The organism is Catenuloplanes sp. NPDC051500, from assembly GCF_044454585.1.
GTDB lineage: Bacteria > Actinomycetota > Actinomycetes > Mycobacteriales > Micromonosporaceae > Catenuloplanes.
The window spans coordinates 170,371-185,788 of sequence record NZ_JBITDX010000012.1 but is presented as its reverse complement, the minus strand read 5'-3'; the positions used below and the strand labels follow the sequence as shown (position 1 = coordinate 185,788).

Here is a 15,418-nt window from a genome sequence, read left to right as displayed (position 1 = left end):
ACCTGCCGACCATGTACTTCTTCGCGGCCGTCACCTCGTTGCCGATGCTCATCGCCTGCGTCGCCGGGCTGGTCCTGGTCCGCGCGCGGGCCCGTGCCCTGCCGCCACGGACCACCCGCCTCGCCACGGCCGGCCTCGCGGCGCTGCTGGCCTCCACCGTCGCCTCGATGGGCTGGCAGGTCGCGCTGCCGTTCCTGATCCGGAAGGACATGTCGCTCTACACGATGGCGGCAGGCGTGCAGTGGGTGCTCACGGCCGGGCTCGCGGTCGCCGGCCTCGGCCTGCTGATCGCGGCCGTGCTGACCCGGTCGGCACCGGCTGCGGGGCCCTACCCCGCCCCGCAGCCGCCGTTCATTGGGTAGCCTCGTCGTCGGCCGGCGGACCCGCCTTGGGTTTCCGCCCGGCCGACCGGAGCGCCTGGCGCAGTGCGAACTCGATCTGCGCGTTGACGCTGCGCAGGTCGTCGGCCGCCCACTTCGCGACCGCGTCGTAGACCTGCGGATCCAGGCGCAACAACAGCTTCTTGCGTTCCGGCATGGACCGGTCCCCCTAGGAGTACAGCGAGCCCGCATTCACCACGGGCTGTGCGGCCCGGTCGCCGCAGAGGACCACAAGCAGATTCGACACCATCTGGGCCTTCCGCTCCTCGTCCAGCTCCACCACGTGCTCGGCCCGCAGGCGCTCCAACGCGTTCGACACCATGCCGACCGCGCCCTCGACGATCTTGAACCGGGCGCCGACGATCGCGCTCGCCTGCTGCCGCGCCAACATCGCCTGGGCGATCTCCGGAGCGTAGGCCAGGTGCGTGGTCCGCGACTCGAGCACCTCCACGCCGGCCCGCTCGAACCGCTCCCGCAGCTCCGCGGTCAGCTCCTCGCTCACCACCGAGCTGTCGCGCAGGCTTGAGCGGCCGCTGTCGTGCGCCTCGTAGGGGTAGCTGGTGGCCAGGTGCCGCACGGCCGTCTCCGCCTGCACGGCCACGTACTGGATGTGGTCGTCCACCGCGAACACCGCGGATGCCGGGTCCACCACCCGCCACACCACGACCGCAGCGATCTCCACCGGGTTGCCGTCCGCATCCGACACCTTGAGCCGGTCGGTCTCGAAGTTGCGCACCCGCAGCGTCACCCGCCGCCGCGCCGTGAACGGCCACGTCCACTGCAGACCCTCGGCCCGGATCACCCCGAGGTAGCGCCCGAAGAACTGCACCACCTGCGCCTCGTTCGGATTCACCACCACGAACCCGGTCGCCGCGATCGTCAGCACCACCGCCAGCACCACCGCCGTGACCCCGACGACCACCTCACCCCCGTCCGCCTCGACCGCCGGACCCGCCACCGCCCCCGCAATCGCCGTCAGCACGACCAACAGCGCTATCACCAAAAACCCGTTGACCCGAAAAACTCCCCGCTCCATAACATCTCCCCCATATCAAAGTGATATCACCAAGCTACCACCCGTCCTCCACCTCAGAAACGCCAGACACCCCCAAGACCACCCTCAGTCACCACTCGCATCGCGAACCCCAAACCCATCGCACCCGCAGGCCCTTGGAAGTTCCCCCTGACCCGCGATCAGCTCGACTACGTCGTGAGACGCGGTCGACCAGAGATGATGGGCGGCATTCAGACACGCCCTTCGTCTGAATGCCGCCCGTCATCGCCGGGAGTGGCGGCGAGCCCGGAGGAGCGAAGCGACGACCATCAAGCAGAGCGAGCCCGGAGGAGCGGAGCGACGACCATAAGTACAACCCAGCCGCAGGCGTAGAGGAGCGTTACGGTGCCGCTGGCGACCATGATGTGGCGGGGGTTGACGTGGTCGACGACCGCGGCGACGCCGAGCTGGCTGATCGAGATGGCGATCGTGGTCAGCATCAGGTCGGTGGCGAAGACGCGGCCGCGCAGCATGTCCGGGACCGCCCCTTGGAGCGCGAAGTTGGAGAGCATCCAGTTGGTGCCGCCGGCGAAGTGCGCGACGAAGACCAGCGCGACCAGCAGCGGAAACCAGGGCACGAACGCGGCTGTCGCATACGCGAGCCCGTAGACGCCCATCGACACCGCCAGGCCGGGCAGCAGCCAGGTGGAGTGGTCGAGCAGCCTGCGGGTGATCAGCGGGCCGGCCAGGACTGCGGCGCCACGCACGGCGAAGAGGATTCCGACGCCTGCCGGGCCGACGCCGTAGGAGGCCACGACCAGCGGGAAGACCGCTATCACGCCGTTGCCGAGGCCGACCGCGGACTTGACCGTGATCAGCGCGCGAAGCCGGGAGCTGCCGCCGATGAAGCGCAGCGCCTCCCGGATCGCTGCGAACGGGTGCGGCGGCGGGCCGTCCGGCGCCGGGGCCTGCAGCGGGCGGCGGATGCGGGAGGTGAGCAGCGAGGCGAGGAGCAGTCCGGCGCCGGCTATCGCGAAGCAGGCGTACGGCCCGGCGAAACCGCTGACCACGCCGCCGACCGAGGCGCCGACCACGACCATGACGCCCCAGGCACCGCCGGCGAGCGCGTTGGCGGCGGGGAGGTCCGCGGCGTCGACCACGTTGGGCAGCGCGGCCTGTGCGGCAGGCGTGTAGAACGACTTGGCGATTGCCACCGCGGCCATCGCGAGAAGCGCCACCCAGGCGGTGTCCGGGCCCTGGATGAGGAAGAGCAGCAGTGACGCGGCGAGCGCGGCCAGGTTCGCGGTGATCATGACGGTGCGCCGGTTGACCCGGTCGACGACTGTGCCGGAGTAGGGCAGCAGCAGCGCGTTGAGGCCGGTGTCGACGGTCATCACAAGCGCGCCGAGCACGCCGCTGCCGGTGAGGTCGGTCAGCTGGACCAGCAGCGGGACCATGATGAACCAGTCCGCGCCGAAGACGACGAGTTCGCTGAGGTAGAGCCGCCGGAAGTCCGGGTTACGGGCCAGCAGTGACAGGGGTGAACTCACGATGGGACCTTACTCAACGATCAAGGCGCCCTCCGGACGTATCCGGAGAGCGCCTTGACCTGTGTCACCTACTCCGTCGGCGGCAGCGGGGACTGCTGGCTGCGCGGCAGGCGGAGCACCTCGAACTGGTCGGTGCCCTCACGAAGCGCACCGGACGGCTGCGGCGCCGGCGCCGGCGTGGGTGCGGGCGTCTCCTCCACCGAGTCGACCGGAGCGGACGACGGCGCCGGAGCGCCGGCCGGGACCGGGGCCGGAACGCCGGCCTCGGACGTCGCCGCCTTGCGTGCCTTCCGGTCCGCGCGACGGTCGCGCCGGCCCTCGACAAGCGTGTAGAGCGTCGGCACCAGCACCAGCGTGAGCAGCGTGGAGCTGATCAGGCCGCCGATCACCACGACCGCGAGCGGCTGCGAGATGAACCCGCCCTCGCCGGTGAGGCCGAGCGCCATCGGGGTCAGCGCGAAGATGGTGGCGATCGCGGTCATCAGGATGGGCCGCAGTCGATGCCGGCCACCCTCGATCACCGCGTCCTGCACGCTGTACCCCTGTTTGCGGTACTGGTTGATCAGGTCCATCAGCACGATCGCGTTCGTGACCACGATGCCGACAAGCATCAACACACCGATCAGCGCGGGTACGCCGAGCGCGGTGTCCGTGACCAGCAGCATCAGGATGGCGCCTGTAGCCGCGAACGGGATCGAGATCAGCAGGATCAGCGGCTGGACGATCGAGCCGAACGTCGCGACCATGATGACGAAGACGATCGCGATGGCGGCCAGGACCGCGAGGCCCAGCTGCCCGAACGCCTCGGCCTGGTCCGCGCTGACGCCACCGATCTCCCAGCTGGCGCCGGCCGGCGGGGTGAGCTCGTCAAGCTTCGTGGTGAGCGCGGTGGTCGCGGCGCCGACGTTGGAGCCGCTTACCGTGCCGGTGACGGTGACGCTGCGGTCGCCGTCGATCCGGGTGATCTCGACCGGCCCCTGGACCTCGGTGACGTCCGCGACGTCGTCGAGCGGCACGATCCCGGTCGCGGTCTGCAGCGGGTACGCCCGCAGCGCGGTCAGGTCGGCCGGCGCGGTGCCGCCAAAGTTGAGCACGACGTTGCGCTCGCCGCCGGTAAGCGTGACCCGGCCGATCGGCGCCGCCCGGAACGCGCCGGAGACAAGCTGCCCGATCTGCGCCTCGGTGAGTCCGCGCGCGGTCGCCGCCGCGCGGTCCACCGCGATGTCGATGCGCGGCACGCTCTCGGCGAGGTCGCTCGTGACGTCCGTGACGTCAGGCGTGGCGGCCATCGCGTCCGACACCTGCTTGGCCGCGGCGGCAAGCGTCTCCGCGTCCGACCCCTTGACCACGACCGCGAGCGAGTTGCCGCTGAAGCCGCTGCTGGAGTCCGCGCCGACGGTGATCTCGCCGGCCGGGTCGCCCAGGTCCTCGAACTTCGTGCGCAGTTCCTCGGTGAACGCCTCGGTGTCGACGTCCTCCTCCAGCGTGACGGAGTAGCTGGCCGAGTTGCCCCCACCGCCACCGCCGCTGAACAGCGCGGCCTGGCCGCCGCCGCCCACCGTGGCCTGATACGACTTGACCTGGTCCGACGAGGAGAGCACCGCCTCGACCCGCTTGGCCTGCGTGTTCGTCGCCTCCAGGCTGCTGCCGATCGGCAGCGTCTGGGAGATGCTCAGCGTGTCCTGGCCGGACTGGTCGATGAAGTTCGTCTTGAGCTGCGTCGCGAGCCCGCCGGTGATGGCGAGCAGCACGAGGCCGATCAGGATCGTGGTCCAGCGCCGGGTGGTGGCGAAGCGGATGACCGGCAGGTAGGTCCGCTGCAGCGGGCTGCGCAGCTCCTTCTCCTCCGCGGCCTTGCGGGCGGTCTCGGCCTCCTCGGCCGTGCCCTTCGGCGGGCGGAGGAACCAGTACGCAAGCACCGGCACGATCGTCAGCGACACGATGAGCGAGGCGACAAGCGCCACAGTCACAGTGATTGCGAACGGCGCGAAGAGCTGCCCGACGAAGCCACCGACAAGCGCGATCGGGGCGAACACCGCGACGGTGGTGAGCGTGGACGCCAGCACCGCGCCGGCGACCTCCTGCACACCTGTGGTGATGGCGTGCAGCTTCTCCTCGCCGTACCCGAGATGGCGCTTGATGTTCTCGAGCACCACGATCGAGTCGTCGACCACCCGGCCGACCGCGATGGTGAGCGCGCCGAGCGTGAGCAGGTTGAGCGAGTAGTCCTGCAGCCACAACGCGATCAGCGCGACGAGCACCGACAGCGGGATGGAGACCGCTGTGACAAGCGTGGAGCGGATGGAGAGGAGGAAGACCAGGATGACGATCACGGCCATGATCAGGCCGAGCGCACCCTCGGTGGCCAGGCTCTCGATCGACTTCTGGACGAACGGGGCCTGGTCGAAGACGACAGTGAGCGTGGCGCCGCTGGCCTGCTCCAGCTCCGCGATCCGGTCGCGGATCTCCTCGGAGATGCGCACCGCGTTGCCGTCCGGCGTGGCGGTGACCGAGATGCCGAGGCTGTCGGCGCCGTCGGTCCGGGTGTAGGACGTGGGCGCGGCCACCGTCTCCGTGACGGTCGCGACGTCGCCGAGGCGGACCGCGCGGCCGCCCGTACCCGTGAGGTAGATGTTCTGGAGGTCTTCAAGCGTGTTGATCGGCGTGCCGACCTGCACGGTGAGCGTGCGGTCGCCCTCGGTGAGCGTGCCGGCCGGGATGGAGACGCCGTTGGCCTGCAGCGCGGTGCCCAGGCCGGCCGGGCTGACGCCTGACGCGCCGAACTTCGCCAGGTCGGGCGTGATGGTGACCATTGTGGTGCGCGCGCCGCTGACCTCGGCGGTCCGCACGCCGTCGATGCCCTGGATCTCGGGGATGACGCTCTCGTTGAGCGCGGCCGCGAGCGCCTGCTCGTCGGCGCCGCCGGACGCGGCAAGCACGATGGCCGGCAGGTCCGCGGTGCTGCCCGCGAAGACTGTCGGCTCCACGTCGTCCGGCAGCTGGGCGCTGATCCGGTTGAGGTTGCTCTCGATCTTCGCCACGGTGGCGGTCAGGTCGGTGCCGAACTCGAACGCGACCTGGACCGTCGCGGTGCCCTCGGACGTCGTCGAGGTGACCTCGTCGAGTCCGGTGATCCCCTGGACGGCGTTCTCGATCGGCTCGGTGACCCGCTGCTCGACGATGTCCGGCGAGGCGCCGGGGTAGGACGCGAAGATGAAGGCAGCGGGGAACTCCAGCGAGGGCAGGAGCTGCTGCTTGAGGGACGGGATGGCGAAGGCCCCGAAACCGGTCACGATGATCGCGATCAGGGCGACAAGCCCCCGGTTCGCGAGACTCAGTCTTGCGAGCAAGGACATGAGCAGACTCTTCTCCTGCTGGGGTAAGTTAGCTCGACACAAATAGTTTGCCTTACGCTAACAAGTACCCCGCAATCGGGGACTTCACGTAGGGGTCGATACGGCGGGAGACGCGTGTGGCGGAGGAAGCCAAGGACCGGCTGATCGCGCGGATCATGGACACCCAGCGCCGCATGCAGTACCTGTTCGCACACGACCGGTCGAACCCGCTCTTCGACGCGCACCTGACCATGCCGCAACTCAAAATTTTACTCATGGTCGCTGCTGGCGGGGGGTCATCCGGTCAGGAACTGCAGCGCTTCATGGGCGTCAGCCTGGCCACCGTCACCGGCATCGTCGACCGGCTCGTCGCGCACGATCTCGTCCACCGACAAGAAGATCCACACGACCGGCGGGTACGCCGTGTGTCGCTCACCACACACGGCCGGGAGACCGTCGACCGGATCATCATGGCCGGCACCGAACGGCAGGCCCGGGTGCTGCGGCGACTGTCCTCCGACGAGCTGGACGTCATACTTCGCGCCACCGAGCTGCTTGTCACGGCCGCCGAGGAGGACGCGGCCGAGGATCAGGCCACGCAAGACGCCGGGAGCCCGCACCAGGCTCCCGGCGTGTGATGCGACATCGCTTGATGTGCCAGCGCTCGATGTGATCGCGCGGTGTGATCGCCTAAGCGAGCTCGAGCGAGCGGGCCGCGGCCAGCACGTCGTTCGGGATCGTGGTCGGGGACGGGGCGGTGGAGATCGCCCACTCCGGGTCCTTCAGGCCGTGGCCGGTGACCGTGCAGACCACTGTGGACCCGGCCGGGACGAGACCGGCCTCGGCCTGCTGCAGCAGACCCGCGACGCTTGCCGCGCTGCCCAGCTCGACGAACACACCCACGGAGCGGGCGAGCAGCCGGTACGCCGTGAGGATCTCCCGGTCGGTGACGGCCGCGATCAGGCCACCTGAGGCGTCCCGCGCGTCGACCGCCTTGGTCCAGCTGGCCGGGTTGCCGATCCGGATCGCGGTGGCGATCGTGGACGGCTCGCGCACCGCCTCGCCGTTGACGATCGGCGCGGCGCCGGACGCCTGGAAGCCGAACATCCGCGGCGTACGCGTGGCGTTGCCCGCGGCCTTGTCCTCCTGGTAGCCCATCCAGTAGGCGGAGATGTTTCCCGCGTTGCCGACCGGCAGGCAGTGGATGTCCGGCGCGTCGCCGAGCGCCTCCACGATCTCGAACGCCGCGGTCTTCTGGCCGTGCAGCCGGTCCGGGTTCACCGAGTTGACAAGCGCCACCGGGTAGTCGAGCGAGAGCTTCGAGGCGAGCGCAAGGCAGTCGTCGAAGTTGCCGGAGACCTGAAGCAGCTTGGCACCGTGCACAAGCGCCTGGCCCAGCTTGCCCAGCGCGATCTTGCCCTGCGGCACAAGCACCGCGCAGGTGATGCCGGCACGGGCCGCGTACGCCGCGGCGGACGCGCTCGTGTTCCCTGTGGACGCGCAGATGATCGCCTTCGCGCCGTCCTCGACCGCGCGGGAGACCGCCATGGTCATGCCCCGGTCCTTGAAGGAGCCGGTCGGGTTCGCGCCCTCGACCTTGAGCCAGACCTCGGCGCCCGTGCGCGTGGAGAGCTCAGGGGCCGGCACCAGGGGCGTGTTCCCCTCGTGCAGGGTGATCACCGGTGTCGACTCGGAGACCGGCAGCCGGTCCCGGTACGCCTCGATCAGGCCACGCCACATGATGCTCTCCTCGTTCGGCATTCGCCCCTAGCCTGCCCTACCTCCCGGCCACCGGTCGAGGACACTCCGCGCGGTACCCACCTGGCGGGACATCCGCGGCCCATCTGGGTGATTGGTGCGGGTCTGAGGTGAACCTCCCCGACTGTGGCACATTCCCGGGATTCGCCGGTCCGCGCGCTCTGGCAGATTTCTCTTCAGCGCCGGGGGCGCCCCGGCGACCTGCGGATGAGCAGTCGTGATCCATTTCCGGCATATCCGGTGAGCATGCGCCTCTGGCACTGTGTGCGCGTTGCTCCACACTTCCGACCCCACACCACATTCTTTGAAGGGAACCTGACATGAGCGAGGACTTCACAGGCGTCGACACCTCCGGCACCGACGTGGACACGTCGGTCGACGAGAACCCGTTCGAGGCCGTCTCGATCAACGACGAGCTGGCGGCCCCGACCGAGTTCGAGACCTCGCTTACCGACACGGACACGGCCGGTAACGAGTACACCTACATCGACACCGACGGTGACGGCGCGGTCGACTACTCCAGCCTGGACACCAACGCGGACGGCATCGCCGAGACCGTGTGGGCGGACACCGACGGCGACGGCATCAACGAGACCGTCGCGACCGACACCGACGGCGACGGCCTGCTTGACCGCGCTGAGCTGGACGAGGACGGCGACGGTGTGGCCGAGGGCGTCGCGCTTGACGCCAACGCGGACGGCCTGGTCGACGTGATCGAGATCGACGAGGACGGCGACGGCGTGGCCGACTACACGATCTCCGACGCCGACCTCAACGGCACGCTGGAGTCGGTCACCTCGGACGTGACAGTCAACCTGGAGGACGGCACCACCTCCGCCCCGGGCAGCGCCACCGCGGACCCGTTCGCCAACGCCTGATGACCACGGGAAAGGGGCAGCGGATCAGATGATCCGCTGCCCCTTTCCGTGTTTTCGGTGACCACCCACGGATCCGAGGCCCGCGGGAGCACGCGGAACCGGGCCACGACGTCAGTGGGAAAATCTGCTTCTAGGCACCGCCCTCGACCCGCAGCACGCTGGCGATACTGCGGACGATGTCCAGGCCGCGGAGTTCCTCGACGGTCGCGGCGAGCGCGGCGTCCGGCGCGGTGTGGGTGACGATCACCAGGCTGGCCTCCGCGCCGTGGCCGGACTGCCGGACCGTGGCGATCGAGACGTCGTGCTTGGCGAACACGCCCGCGACCTGCGCGAGCACGCCCGCGCGGTCGGCCACGTCGAGGCTGACGTGATAGCGCGTGATCGCGTCGCCCATCGGCCGGATGCCGAGGTTGGCGTAGGCGGACTCGCTCGGCGCCCAGGTGCCGGCCAGCCGGTTGCGGGAGACCGCGACCAGGTCACCGAGGACCGCGCTCGCGGTCGGCGTGCCGCCCGCGCCGGCGCCGTAGAACATCAGCTGACCGGCCGCCTCCGCCTCGACGAAGACCGCGTTGTAGGCGCCGCCGACGCTCGCCAGCGGGTGGCTTCGCGGGATCATCGCCGGGTGGACGCGGACGCTCACCGACTCGTTGCCGTCCGCGTCGACGCCGCGCGCCGCGATGCAGAGCAGCTTGATGGTGGCGCCCATGTCGCGGGCGCTCGCCACGTCCGCCGCGGTGACCTCGGTGATGCCCTCGCGGTAGACGTCCGCGGCGGTGACCCGGGTGTGGAACGCGAGCGAGGCCAGGATCGCGGCCTTGGCGCCGGCGTCGAAGCCCTCCACGTCCGCGGTCGGGTCGGCCTCGGCGTACCCGAGCGCGGTCGCCTCCTCGAGCGCCTCGCCGAAGCCGGCGCCTGTGGAGTCCATCGAGCTCAGGATGAAGTTCGTGGTGCCGTTGACGATGCCGGTGACCTTGGTGATCCGGTCCCCGTGCAGCGACTCGCGCAGCGGGCGGAGCAGCGGGATCGCGCCCGCCACCGCGGCCTCGTAGTAGAGGTCGGCGCCGCCCTCCGCGGCCGCGTCGTGAAGCGCGCCGCCGTCCTCGGCCAGCAGTGCCTTGTTCGCAGTGACCACGCTCTTGCCGGCCCGCAGCGCCTCGACAAGCCAGGTGCGTGCGGGCTCGATGCCGCCGACCACCTCGATGACCACGTCCACGTCGTCGCGCTTGATCAGCCCGAGCGCGTCGGTCGTGAAGATCGACGGGTCCACCGGCAGGTCACCGCGGTCGCGGGCGATGCGGCGGACCGCGATGCCGACGATCTCGAGCGGCGCGCCGATCCGGGCCGTGAGGTCCCCGGCCTGAGCGTGCAGCAGCCGGACGACCTCGGCGCCGACCGTGCCGCAACCGAGCAGAGCCACGCGTACAGCTGGTTTAGTCATCCCACATCCAATGCGAGCAGATCAGCTTCCGTCTCCCGCCGCACGATCACGCGAGCCACCCCGTCCCGGACCGCGACCACCGGGGGGCGCGGCACATGGTTGTAGTTGCTGGCCATGCTGCGGCAATACGCGCCCGTGCCCGGAACGGCGACAAGATCTCCGGGCGCGACGTCGGCGGGCAGGAATTCATCCTTCACCACGATGTCCCCGGACTCACAATGCTTTCCCACCACCCGGGCCAGAATCGGCTGTGAGTCACTTCTCCTGTTCGCGACAGTGGCGCTGTAGGAGGCGTCGTAGAGCGCGGTGCGGATGTTGTCGCTCATCCCGCCGTCGACGCTGACGTAGGTCCTCATCTGAAGTTCCTTGACCGTGCCGACCTCGTAGAGCGTGAACATCGCGGGGCCGACGATGGCGCGGCCGGGCTCGATCGAGACGTGCGGCCGGTGCAGCTGCTGCGCGGCGCACTCGTCGTCGACGATCTTGCGCATGCGCTTGGCCAGGTCATCAGGGGTGGAGGGGTCGTCCTGGGTGGTGTAGGCGATGCCGAAGCCGCCGCCCAGGTCCAGCTCCGGAAGGTCCACGCCGCGGGCCTTCTTCACCTCACCGACGAGTTCGAGAACGCGGCGCGCGGCCAGTTCGAAGCCGCTGGTGTCGAAGATCTGCGAGCCGATGTGCGAGTGGAAGCCCCTCAATTCCAGACTTTCCAGATCAAGGACCTTCACGGCGGCACGGTACGCGGCGCCGCCCGCGATGGAGAAGCCGAACTTCTGGTCCTCGTGGGCGGTCGCGATGAACTCGTGCGTGTGCGCCTCGACCCCGGCGGTGACCCGGATCAGAACCTTCTGGGTCCTGCCCCGTCGCGCGGCGATCTCGGCGAGCCGGTCGATCTCGTGCACGGAGTCGACGATGATCCGGCCCACACCGGCGTCCACCGCACGCTCCAGCTCGGTGGCCGACTTGTTGTTGCCGTGGAAGCCGATCTTCTCCGGGTCCATGCCGGCCGCGAGCGCGGTGGCCAGCTCGCCACCGGAGCAGACGTCAAGGAATAGGCCCTCCTCAGCGACGATCCGCACGACCGCCTTGCAGAGGAACGCCTTGCCGGCGTAGTAGACGTCCGCGTCGTGGAACGCGTCACGGAACTCGCGGCAGCGGGCGCGCATGTCGTCCTCGTCAAGGACGAACGCGGGCGTGCCGAAGTCCTCCTTGAGCCGCTCCACGGTCAGGCCCGCGATCTCCAGCACACCGTCCGTGTTGCGGGCGGCGTGGCGCGGCCAGAGCTGCGGGATCAGGGCGTTCACGTCCGCGGGGACGCGCAGCCACTCGGGGGCGCTCATGGGTTACATCCTCTCCGGGGCGGTGACGCCGAGCAGGGACAATCCGTTGGAGATCACCGTTCGGGTGGCATCGTTCAGCCAGAGGCGCGCTCGGTGGGTGTCGTTGATCGCCTCGTCGCCGAGTGGGAGCACCCGGCACTGGTCGTAGAAGCGGTGATAGGACGGGGCCACCTTTTCCTCCAGGTAGCGCGCGACCCGATGCGGTTCGCGCAGCTCGGCCGCGGTGGCCACCACCGCGGGGTACTCGGCCAGCGCCTTGAGCAGCTCGTGCTCCTTCTCGTGGGAGAGCAGCCCGGGCCGGAAATCACCCGCGTCGCCCCGGGTCAGGCCCACGTCGGCGGCGTTGCGGGCGACACCTGCCGTGCGGGCGGCCACGTACTGCACGTACCAGACCGGGTTCTCGTTCTTGGCGCTGGTCCACAGCTCCACGTCGATGTCGATCTGCGAGTCCGAGGAGAAGCGGGCCAGCGCGTACCGGGACGCGTCCACGCCGATCGCGTCGACCAGGTCCTCGAGCGTCACCACAGTGCCCGCGCGCTTCGACATGCGGACCGGGGCGCCGTCGCGGACCAGGTTGACCAGCTGGCCGATCAGGATCTCCAGGTTGGCCTTGGGATCGTCGCCGAAGCAGGCGGACATCGCCTTCATCCGGCCGATGTAGCCGTGGTGGTCCGCGCCCAGCATGATCACGACCTTGTCGAAGCCGCGCTCGCGCTTGTCCAGGTAGTAGGCGCAGTCCGCGGCGAAGTAGGTCCAGTCGCCGTCCGACTTGCGCAGCACCCGGTCCTTGTCGTCGCCGAAGTCGGTGCTGCGCAGCCAGGTCGCGCCGTCCCGCTCGTAGGTGTGACCCTGCGCGGTGAGCCGCTCCAGCGCGTGGTCGAGCGCGCCACGGTCGTGCAGGTCCTTCTCGTTGAAGTACGTGTCGAAGTGCACGCCGAAGTCCGCGAGCGACTGCTTGATCTCGGTGAACATCAGCTCCACGCCGTACCCGCGGAACTGTTCCTGTGGGTTGTCGCTGGTGAGGATGTCCGGGTGTTCCGCAAGGACGGTCTGCGCGATCTCGGTGATGTAGGCGCCGCCGTAGCCGTCCTCCGGCGCGGGCTCGCCCTTCGCGGCCGCGAGCAGCGAACTCGCGAACCTGTCGATCTGCGAGCCGGCGTCGTTGAAGTAGTACTCCGTGCCGACCTCGGCGCCGGCCGCGCGCAGCAGCCGGGACAGCGCGTCGCCGACCGCGGCCCACCTGACGCCGCCGATGTGCACCGGACCTGTCGGATTCGCCGAGACGAACTCCAGGTTGATCTTCTGCTTGGCGAGCGTGTCGCTCGTGCCGTAGTCCGCGCCGGCCTCGACGATCATCCTGGCCAGCTCGCCCGCCGCGGCCGCGTCCAGCCGGATGTTCAGGAAGCCGGGGCCCGCGATCTCCACAGTCTTGATGCCTGGCTGCTGTTCGAGCTCGTCGACAAGCGCCTGGGCCAGCTCGCGCGGCGGCACGCCTGCCTTCTTCGCCACCTGCATCGCGATCGTCGATGCGTAATCGCCGTGCTCCGGGTTGCGCGGGCGCTCGACCGAGATCGACGGCGGAAGAAGCGAGAAGTCGAGGTCCCTGGCCGCGAACACGGCCCGGGCTGCGGCGAGGACGACCTCGGAGAGCTTGGCGGGAGTCACCGAGCCATGCTATCGGGGGTAGACTCGGGAACTTGGTGGCGGCCCGGTTACTCATATATCTGGGACGAGCACCGTCCCCCGAGACCGAGCGACCTGACGAGGCATGATGAGCATCAGCACGCAGGGCGGCCCTGAGCGCCGACCCTCCGTCGTTAAGCCGGCTGCCGGCGCCAAGCCGAACTCCCCCGGGGGTACGCCCAAGGCGGCCACGCCCCGCCCGGGCGGCGGCAAAGGCCCGCGCAAGCCGGTCACCCCGGTGAAGGTCGCACAGCAGACCAGTTGGGGCCCGATCCTGCTCTTCGTGGCGGTCGGCGCGCTCGCGGTCGGCATCATCGGCTACGGCGCGTTCGCAGTCATCAAGGGCAGCGAGTCCTGGCAGGACCAGGCCGCCGGCATCGACGGCATCGCCAACTACCGCGAGTCCGACCCGGACATGCTCAGCGCCAACCACAAGAGCGGGCCGCAGACCTACAAGACCTCCCCGCCGGTCGGCGGCGACCACAACGCCTCCTGGCAGAACTGCATGGGCGACGTCTACGACGCCCCGATCGCCAACGAGCACGCGGTCCACAGCCTGGAGCACGGCGCGATCTGGATCACCTACAAGACCGGCCTCCCCCAGGACCAGATCGACGCGCTCGCCGCCAAGGTCAAGGGCAACGACTTCATGCTGATGAGCCCGATCGACGGCCTCAGCAACAACATCTCCCTGCAGGCCTGGGGCTACCAGCTCAAGCTGGACAGCGCGAGCGACGAGCGCATCGACACGTTCATCAAGGCGCTGCGGCTCAACGCCACCCAGGAGCCGAACGCCCCCTGCTCCTCCGGCGTGACCGCCACCGGCACCACCCCGCGCGAGATCAGCCAGCAGCAGCAGGGCGGCTGACCGTGCCCGACCCGGACCTCCCGGACGAGGCAACCCCGTCCCACGGCCGCCGCTTCGGCACCCTCGTGCTGGCGCTCACGGTCGTGGCCGGCCTCGCCCTCGGCTACGCGGGCGGCCTGCTCACCCCGATCGCCACCAGGCCAGGTGACGACTCGGTCGAGGCCGGCTTCATCCGCGACATGTCCACCCACCACGCACAGGCCGTGGAAATGGCCATGATCATGCACACCAAGGCCCAGGACGACCAGGTCGCCTCGCTCTCCGCCGACATCGCCACCACCCAGCAGGGCCAGATCGGCACGATGAGCGCCTGGCTCCGCACGTGGAAGCTGAGCCCCACCGGCAGCAAGCCGCGCATGGCCTGGATGCCCGACTCCGAGGGCAGCATCACCAACGGCCTCATGCCCGGCATGGCCACCGAAGACCAGCTCACCCAACTGCGCGCCGCCTCGGGCGTGACCGCGGAGAAGCTGTTCCTCGACCTGATGCTCGCCCACCACCTCGGCGGCATCCACATGGCCCAGGCCGCCGTCGAACTCAGCGGCGACAAGGACATCGACTGGCTGGCCGGCACCATGGTCGCCAGCCAGCAGCGCGAACTCCAGGCGATCCAGCTCATCAAGGACGAGCTGCCGCAGGGATAGATTTCTCCCACCGAGAGCGGTCCGGCCACCTGGCCGGGCCGCTCTCCGCGTTTCATCTATATGGTCGATGCCATGGCTGATGCCACCCACCGCCGTCGCCGCTTCGACCCGCGCACCCTGATCCTCGTCATACTTGTCGCCGGCGCCCTCCTCCTCACCACCCACGCCCTCCTCCGCCGCGACGACACCCCCGCCGACCTCCGCGCCACCGCCACCGGCTACCTGGACGCCGTGGTCGCCGGCGACACCACAGCGGCCTGGGACCTGGCCTGCAGCGCGGAACACGGCCGCGGCCCCAGGTCCAGCTGGTCCCCGGTGGCCGCCCGCCCCCTGGCCGCCTACGTCATCACCGCCGTCGACACCCTCAACGACAACCGCAAAACCCCCGCAACCCACCTCGTGACCGCCGCAGTCACCTACCGCGGCGCCCCCGAAGACACCCCGCCGACCGTCCGGCGGATCGAGATCATCAAAGAGAGCGGCGTGTGGAAAGCCTGCCCACAGACACCGCTGTAGTCGCCGGGATACCGATTCGCTGCGGGGTCGGTGGGTT

At 69.7% G+C, this 15,418-nt stretch carries 14 protein-coding genes; 6 read left to right on the top strand and 8 right to left on the bottom strand.

Annotation, left to right across the window (positions count from 1 at the left end):
* Positions 1 to 11: 11 nt before the first annotated feature.
* Positions 12 to 362 carry a hypothetical protein gene (locus ACIA8K_RS24640; protein ID WP_396063053.1) on the top strand — a complete coding sequence of 117 codons (351 nt, stop codon included), beginning with the start codon at positions 12 to 14 and terminating at the stop codon, positions 360 to 362.
* Here the strand turns inward: ACIA8K_RS24640 and ACIA8K_RS24635 are convergent.
* From ACIA8K_RS24635 to ACIA8K_RS24620, 4 genes are all read right to left on the bottom strand, one after another.
* On the bottom strand, positions 352 to 537 hold the full coding sequence (locus tag ACIA8K_RS24635) for a hypothetical protein (protein ID WP_396063051.1): 186 nt from the start codon (positions 535 to 537) through the stop codon (positions 352 to 354). The two genes, ACIA8K_RS24640 and ACIA8K_RS24635, sit on opposite strands and share 11 nt — an antisense overlap.
* A 12-nt stretch (positions 538 to 549) precedes the next feature.
* Positions 550 to 1,380, bottom strand: a complete 831-nt coding sequence (locus ACIA8K_RS24630) for an SPFH domain-containing protein (RefSeq protein WP_396063049.1) — start codon at positions 1,378 to 1,380, stop codon at positions 550 to 552.
* Positions 1,381 to 1,703: 323 nt separating this feature from the next.
* On the bottom strand, positions 1,704 to 2,924 hold the full coding sequence (locus tag ACIA8K_RS24625; RefSeq protein ID WP_396063047.1) for an MFS transporter: 1,221 nt from the start codon (positions 2,922 to 2,924) through the stop codon (positions 1,704 to 1,706).
* Between the two features lie 68 nt (positions 2,925 to 2,992).
* Positions 2,993 to 6,280: an efflux RND transporter permease subunit gene (locus ACIA8K_RS24620; protein WP_396063045.1), complete on the bottom strand. Its 3,288-nt coding sequence runs from the start codon at positions 6,278 to 6,280 to the stop codon at positions 2,993 to 2,995.
* A 116-nt stretch (positions 6,281 to 6,396) separates the two neighbouring features.
* Here ACIA8K_RS24620 and ACIA8K_RS24615 point away from each other — a divergent pair, with 116 nt between their 5' ends.
* Positions 6,397 to 6,897, top strand: a complete 501-nt coding sequence (locus ACIA8K_RS24615) for a MarR family winged helix-turn-helix transcriptional regulator (protein WP_396063043.1) — start codon at positions 6,397 to 6,399, stop codon at positions 6,895 to 6,897.
* Between the two features lie 52 nt (positions 6,898 to 6,949).
* Here ACIA8K_RS24615 and thrC read toward each other — a convergent pair whose 3' ends face one another.
* On the bottom strand, positions 6,950 to 7,999 hold the full coding sequence (gene thrC, locus ACIA8K_RS24610) for a threonine synthase (protein WP_396063173.1): 1,050 nt from the start codon (positions 7,997 to 7,999) through the stop codon (positions 6,950 to 6,952).
* Positions 8,000 to 8,337: 338 nt separating this feature from the next.
* Here thrC and ACIA8K_RS24605 point away from each other — a divergent pair, with 338 nt between their 5' ends.
* Positions 8,338 to 8,895: a hypothetical protein gene (locus tag ACIA8K_RS24605; RefSeq protein ID WP_396063041.1), complete on the top strand. Its 558-nt coding sequence runs from the start codon at positions 8,338 to 8,340 to the stop codon at positions 8,893 to 8,895.
* 130 nt (positions 8,896 to 9,025) lie between these two features.
* Here ACIA8K_RS24605 and ACIA8K_RS24600 read toward each other — a convergent pair whose 3' ends face one another.
* From ACIA8K_RS24600 to argS, 3 genes are read right to left on the bottom strand one after another with little or no spacing between them, the layout of a single operon-like run.
* Positions 9,026 to 10,333: a homoserine dehydrogenase gene (locus ACIA8K_RS24600; protein ID WP_396063039.1), complete on the bottom strand. Its 1,308-nt coding sequence runs from the start codon at positions 10,331 to 10,333 to the stop codon at positions 9,026 to 9,028.
* Positions 10,330 to 11,670 carry a diaminopimelate decarboxylase gene (lysA, locus tag ACIA8K_RS24595; protein WP_396063037.1) on the bottom strand — a complete coding sequence of 447 codons (1,341 nt, stop codon included), beginning with the start codon at positions 11,668 to 11,670 and terminating at the stop codon, positions 10,330 to 10,332. The genes ACIA8K_RS24600 and lysA overlap by 4 nt, the downstream gene beginning before the upstream one ends.
* A 3-nt stretch (positions 11,671 to 11,673) precedes the next feature.
* Positions 11,674 to 13,335, bottom strand: a complete 1,662-nt coding sequence (gene argS / locus ACIA8K_RS24590) for an arginine--tRNA ligase (protein WP_396063035.1) — start codon at positions 13,333 to 13,335, stop codon at positions 11,674 to 11,676.
* Positions 13,336 to 13,441: 106 nt separating this feature from the next.
* Between argS and ACIA8K_RS24585 the strand changes: the two genes are divergently transcribed.
* The 3 genes from ACIA8K_RS24585 (at position 13,442) to ACIA8K_RS24575 (ending at position 15,381) form a co-directional block, all read left to right on the top strand.
* Entirely contained in the window at positions 13,442 to 14,221 is a 780-nt protein-coding gene (locus ACIA8K_RS24585; RefSeq protein WP_396063033.1) for a DUF3105 domain-containing protein, read from the top strand.
* A 2-nt stretch (positions 14,222 to 14,223) separates the two neighbouring features.
* The gene (locus ACIA8K_RS24580; protein WP_396063031.1) at positions 14,224 to 14,865 is read left to right on the top strand and encodes a DUF305 domain-containing protein; all 642 of its coding nucleotides are present in this window, start codon (positions 14,224 to 14,226) and stop codon (positions 14,863 to 14,865) included.
* Positions 14,866 to 14,937: 72 nt separating this feature from the next.
* Positions 14,938 to 15,381, top strand: a complete 444-nt coding sequence (locus ACIA8K_RS24575) for a hypothetical protein (RefSeq protein WP_396063029.1) — start codon at positions 14,938 to 14,940, stop codon at positions 15,379 to 15,381.
* Positions 15,382 to 15,418 lie beyond the last annotated feature (37 nt).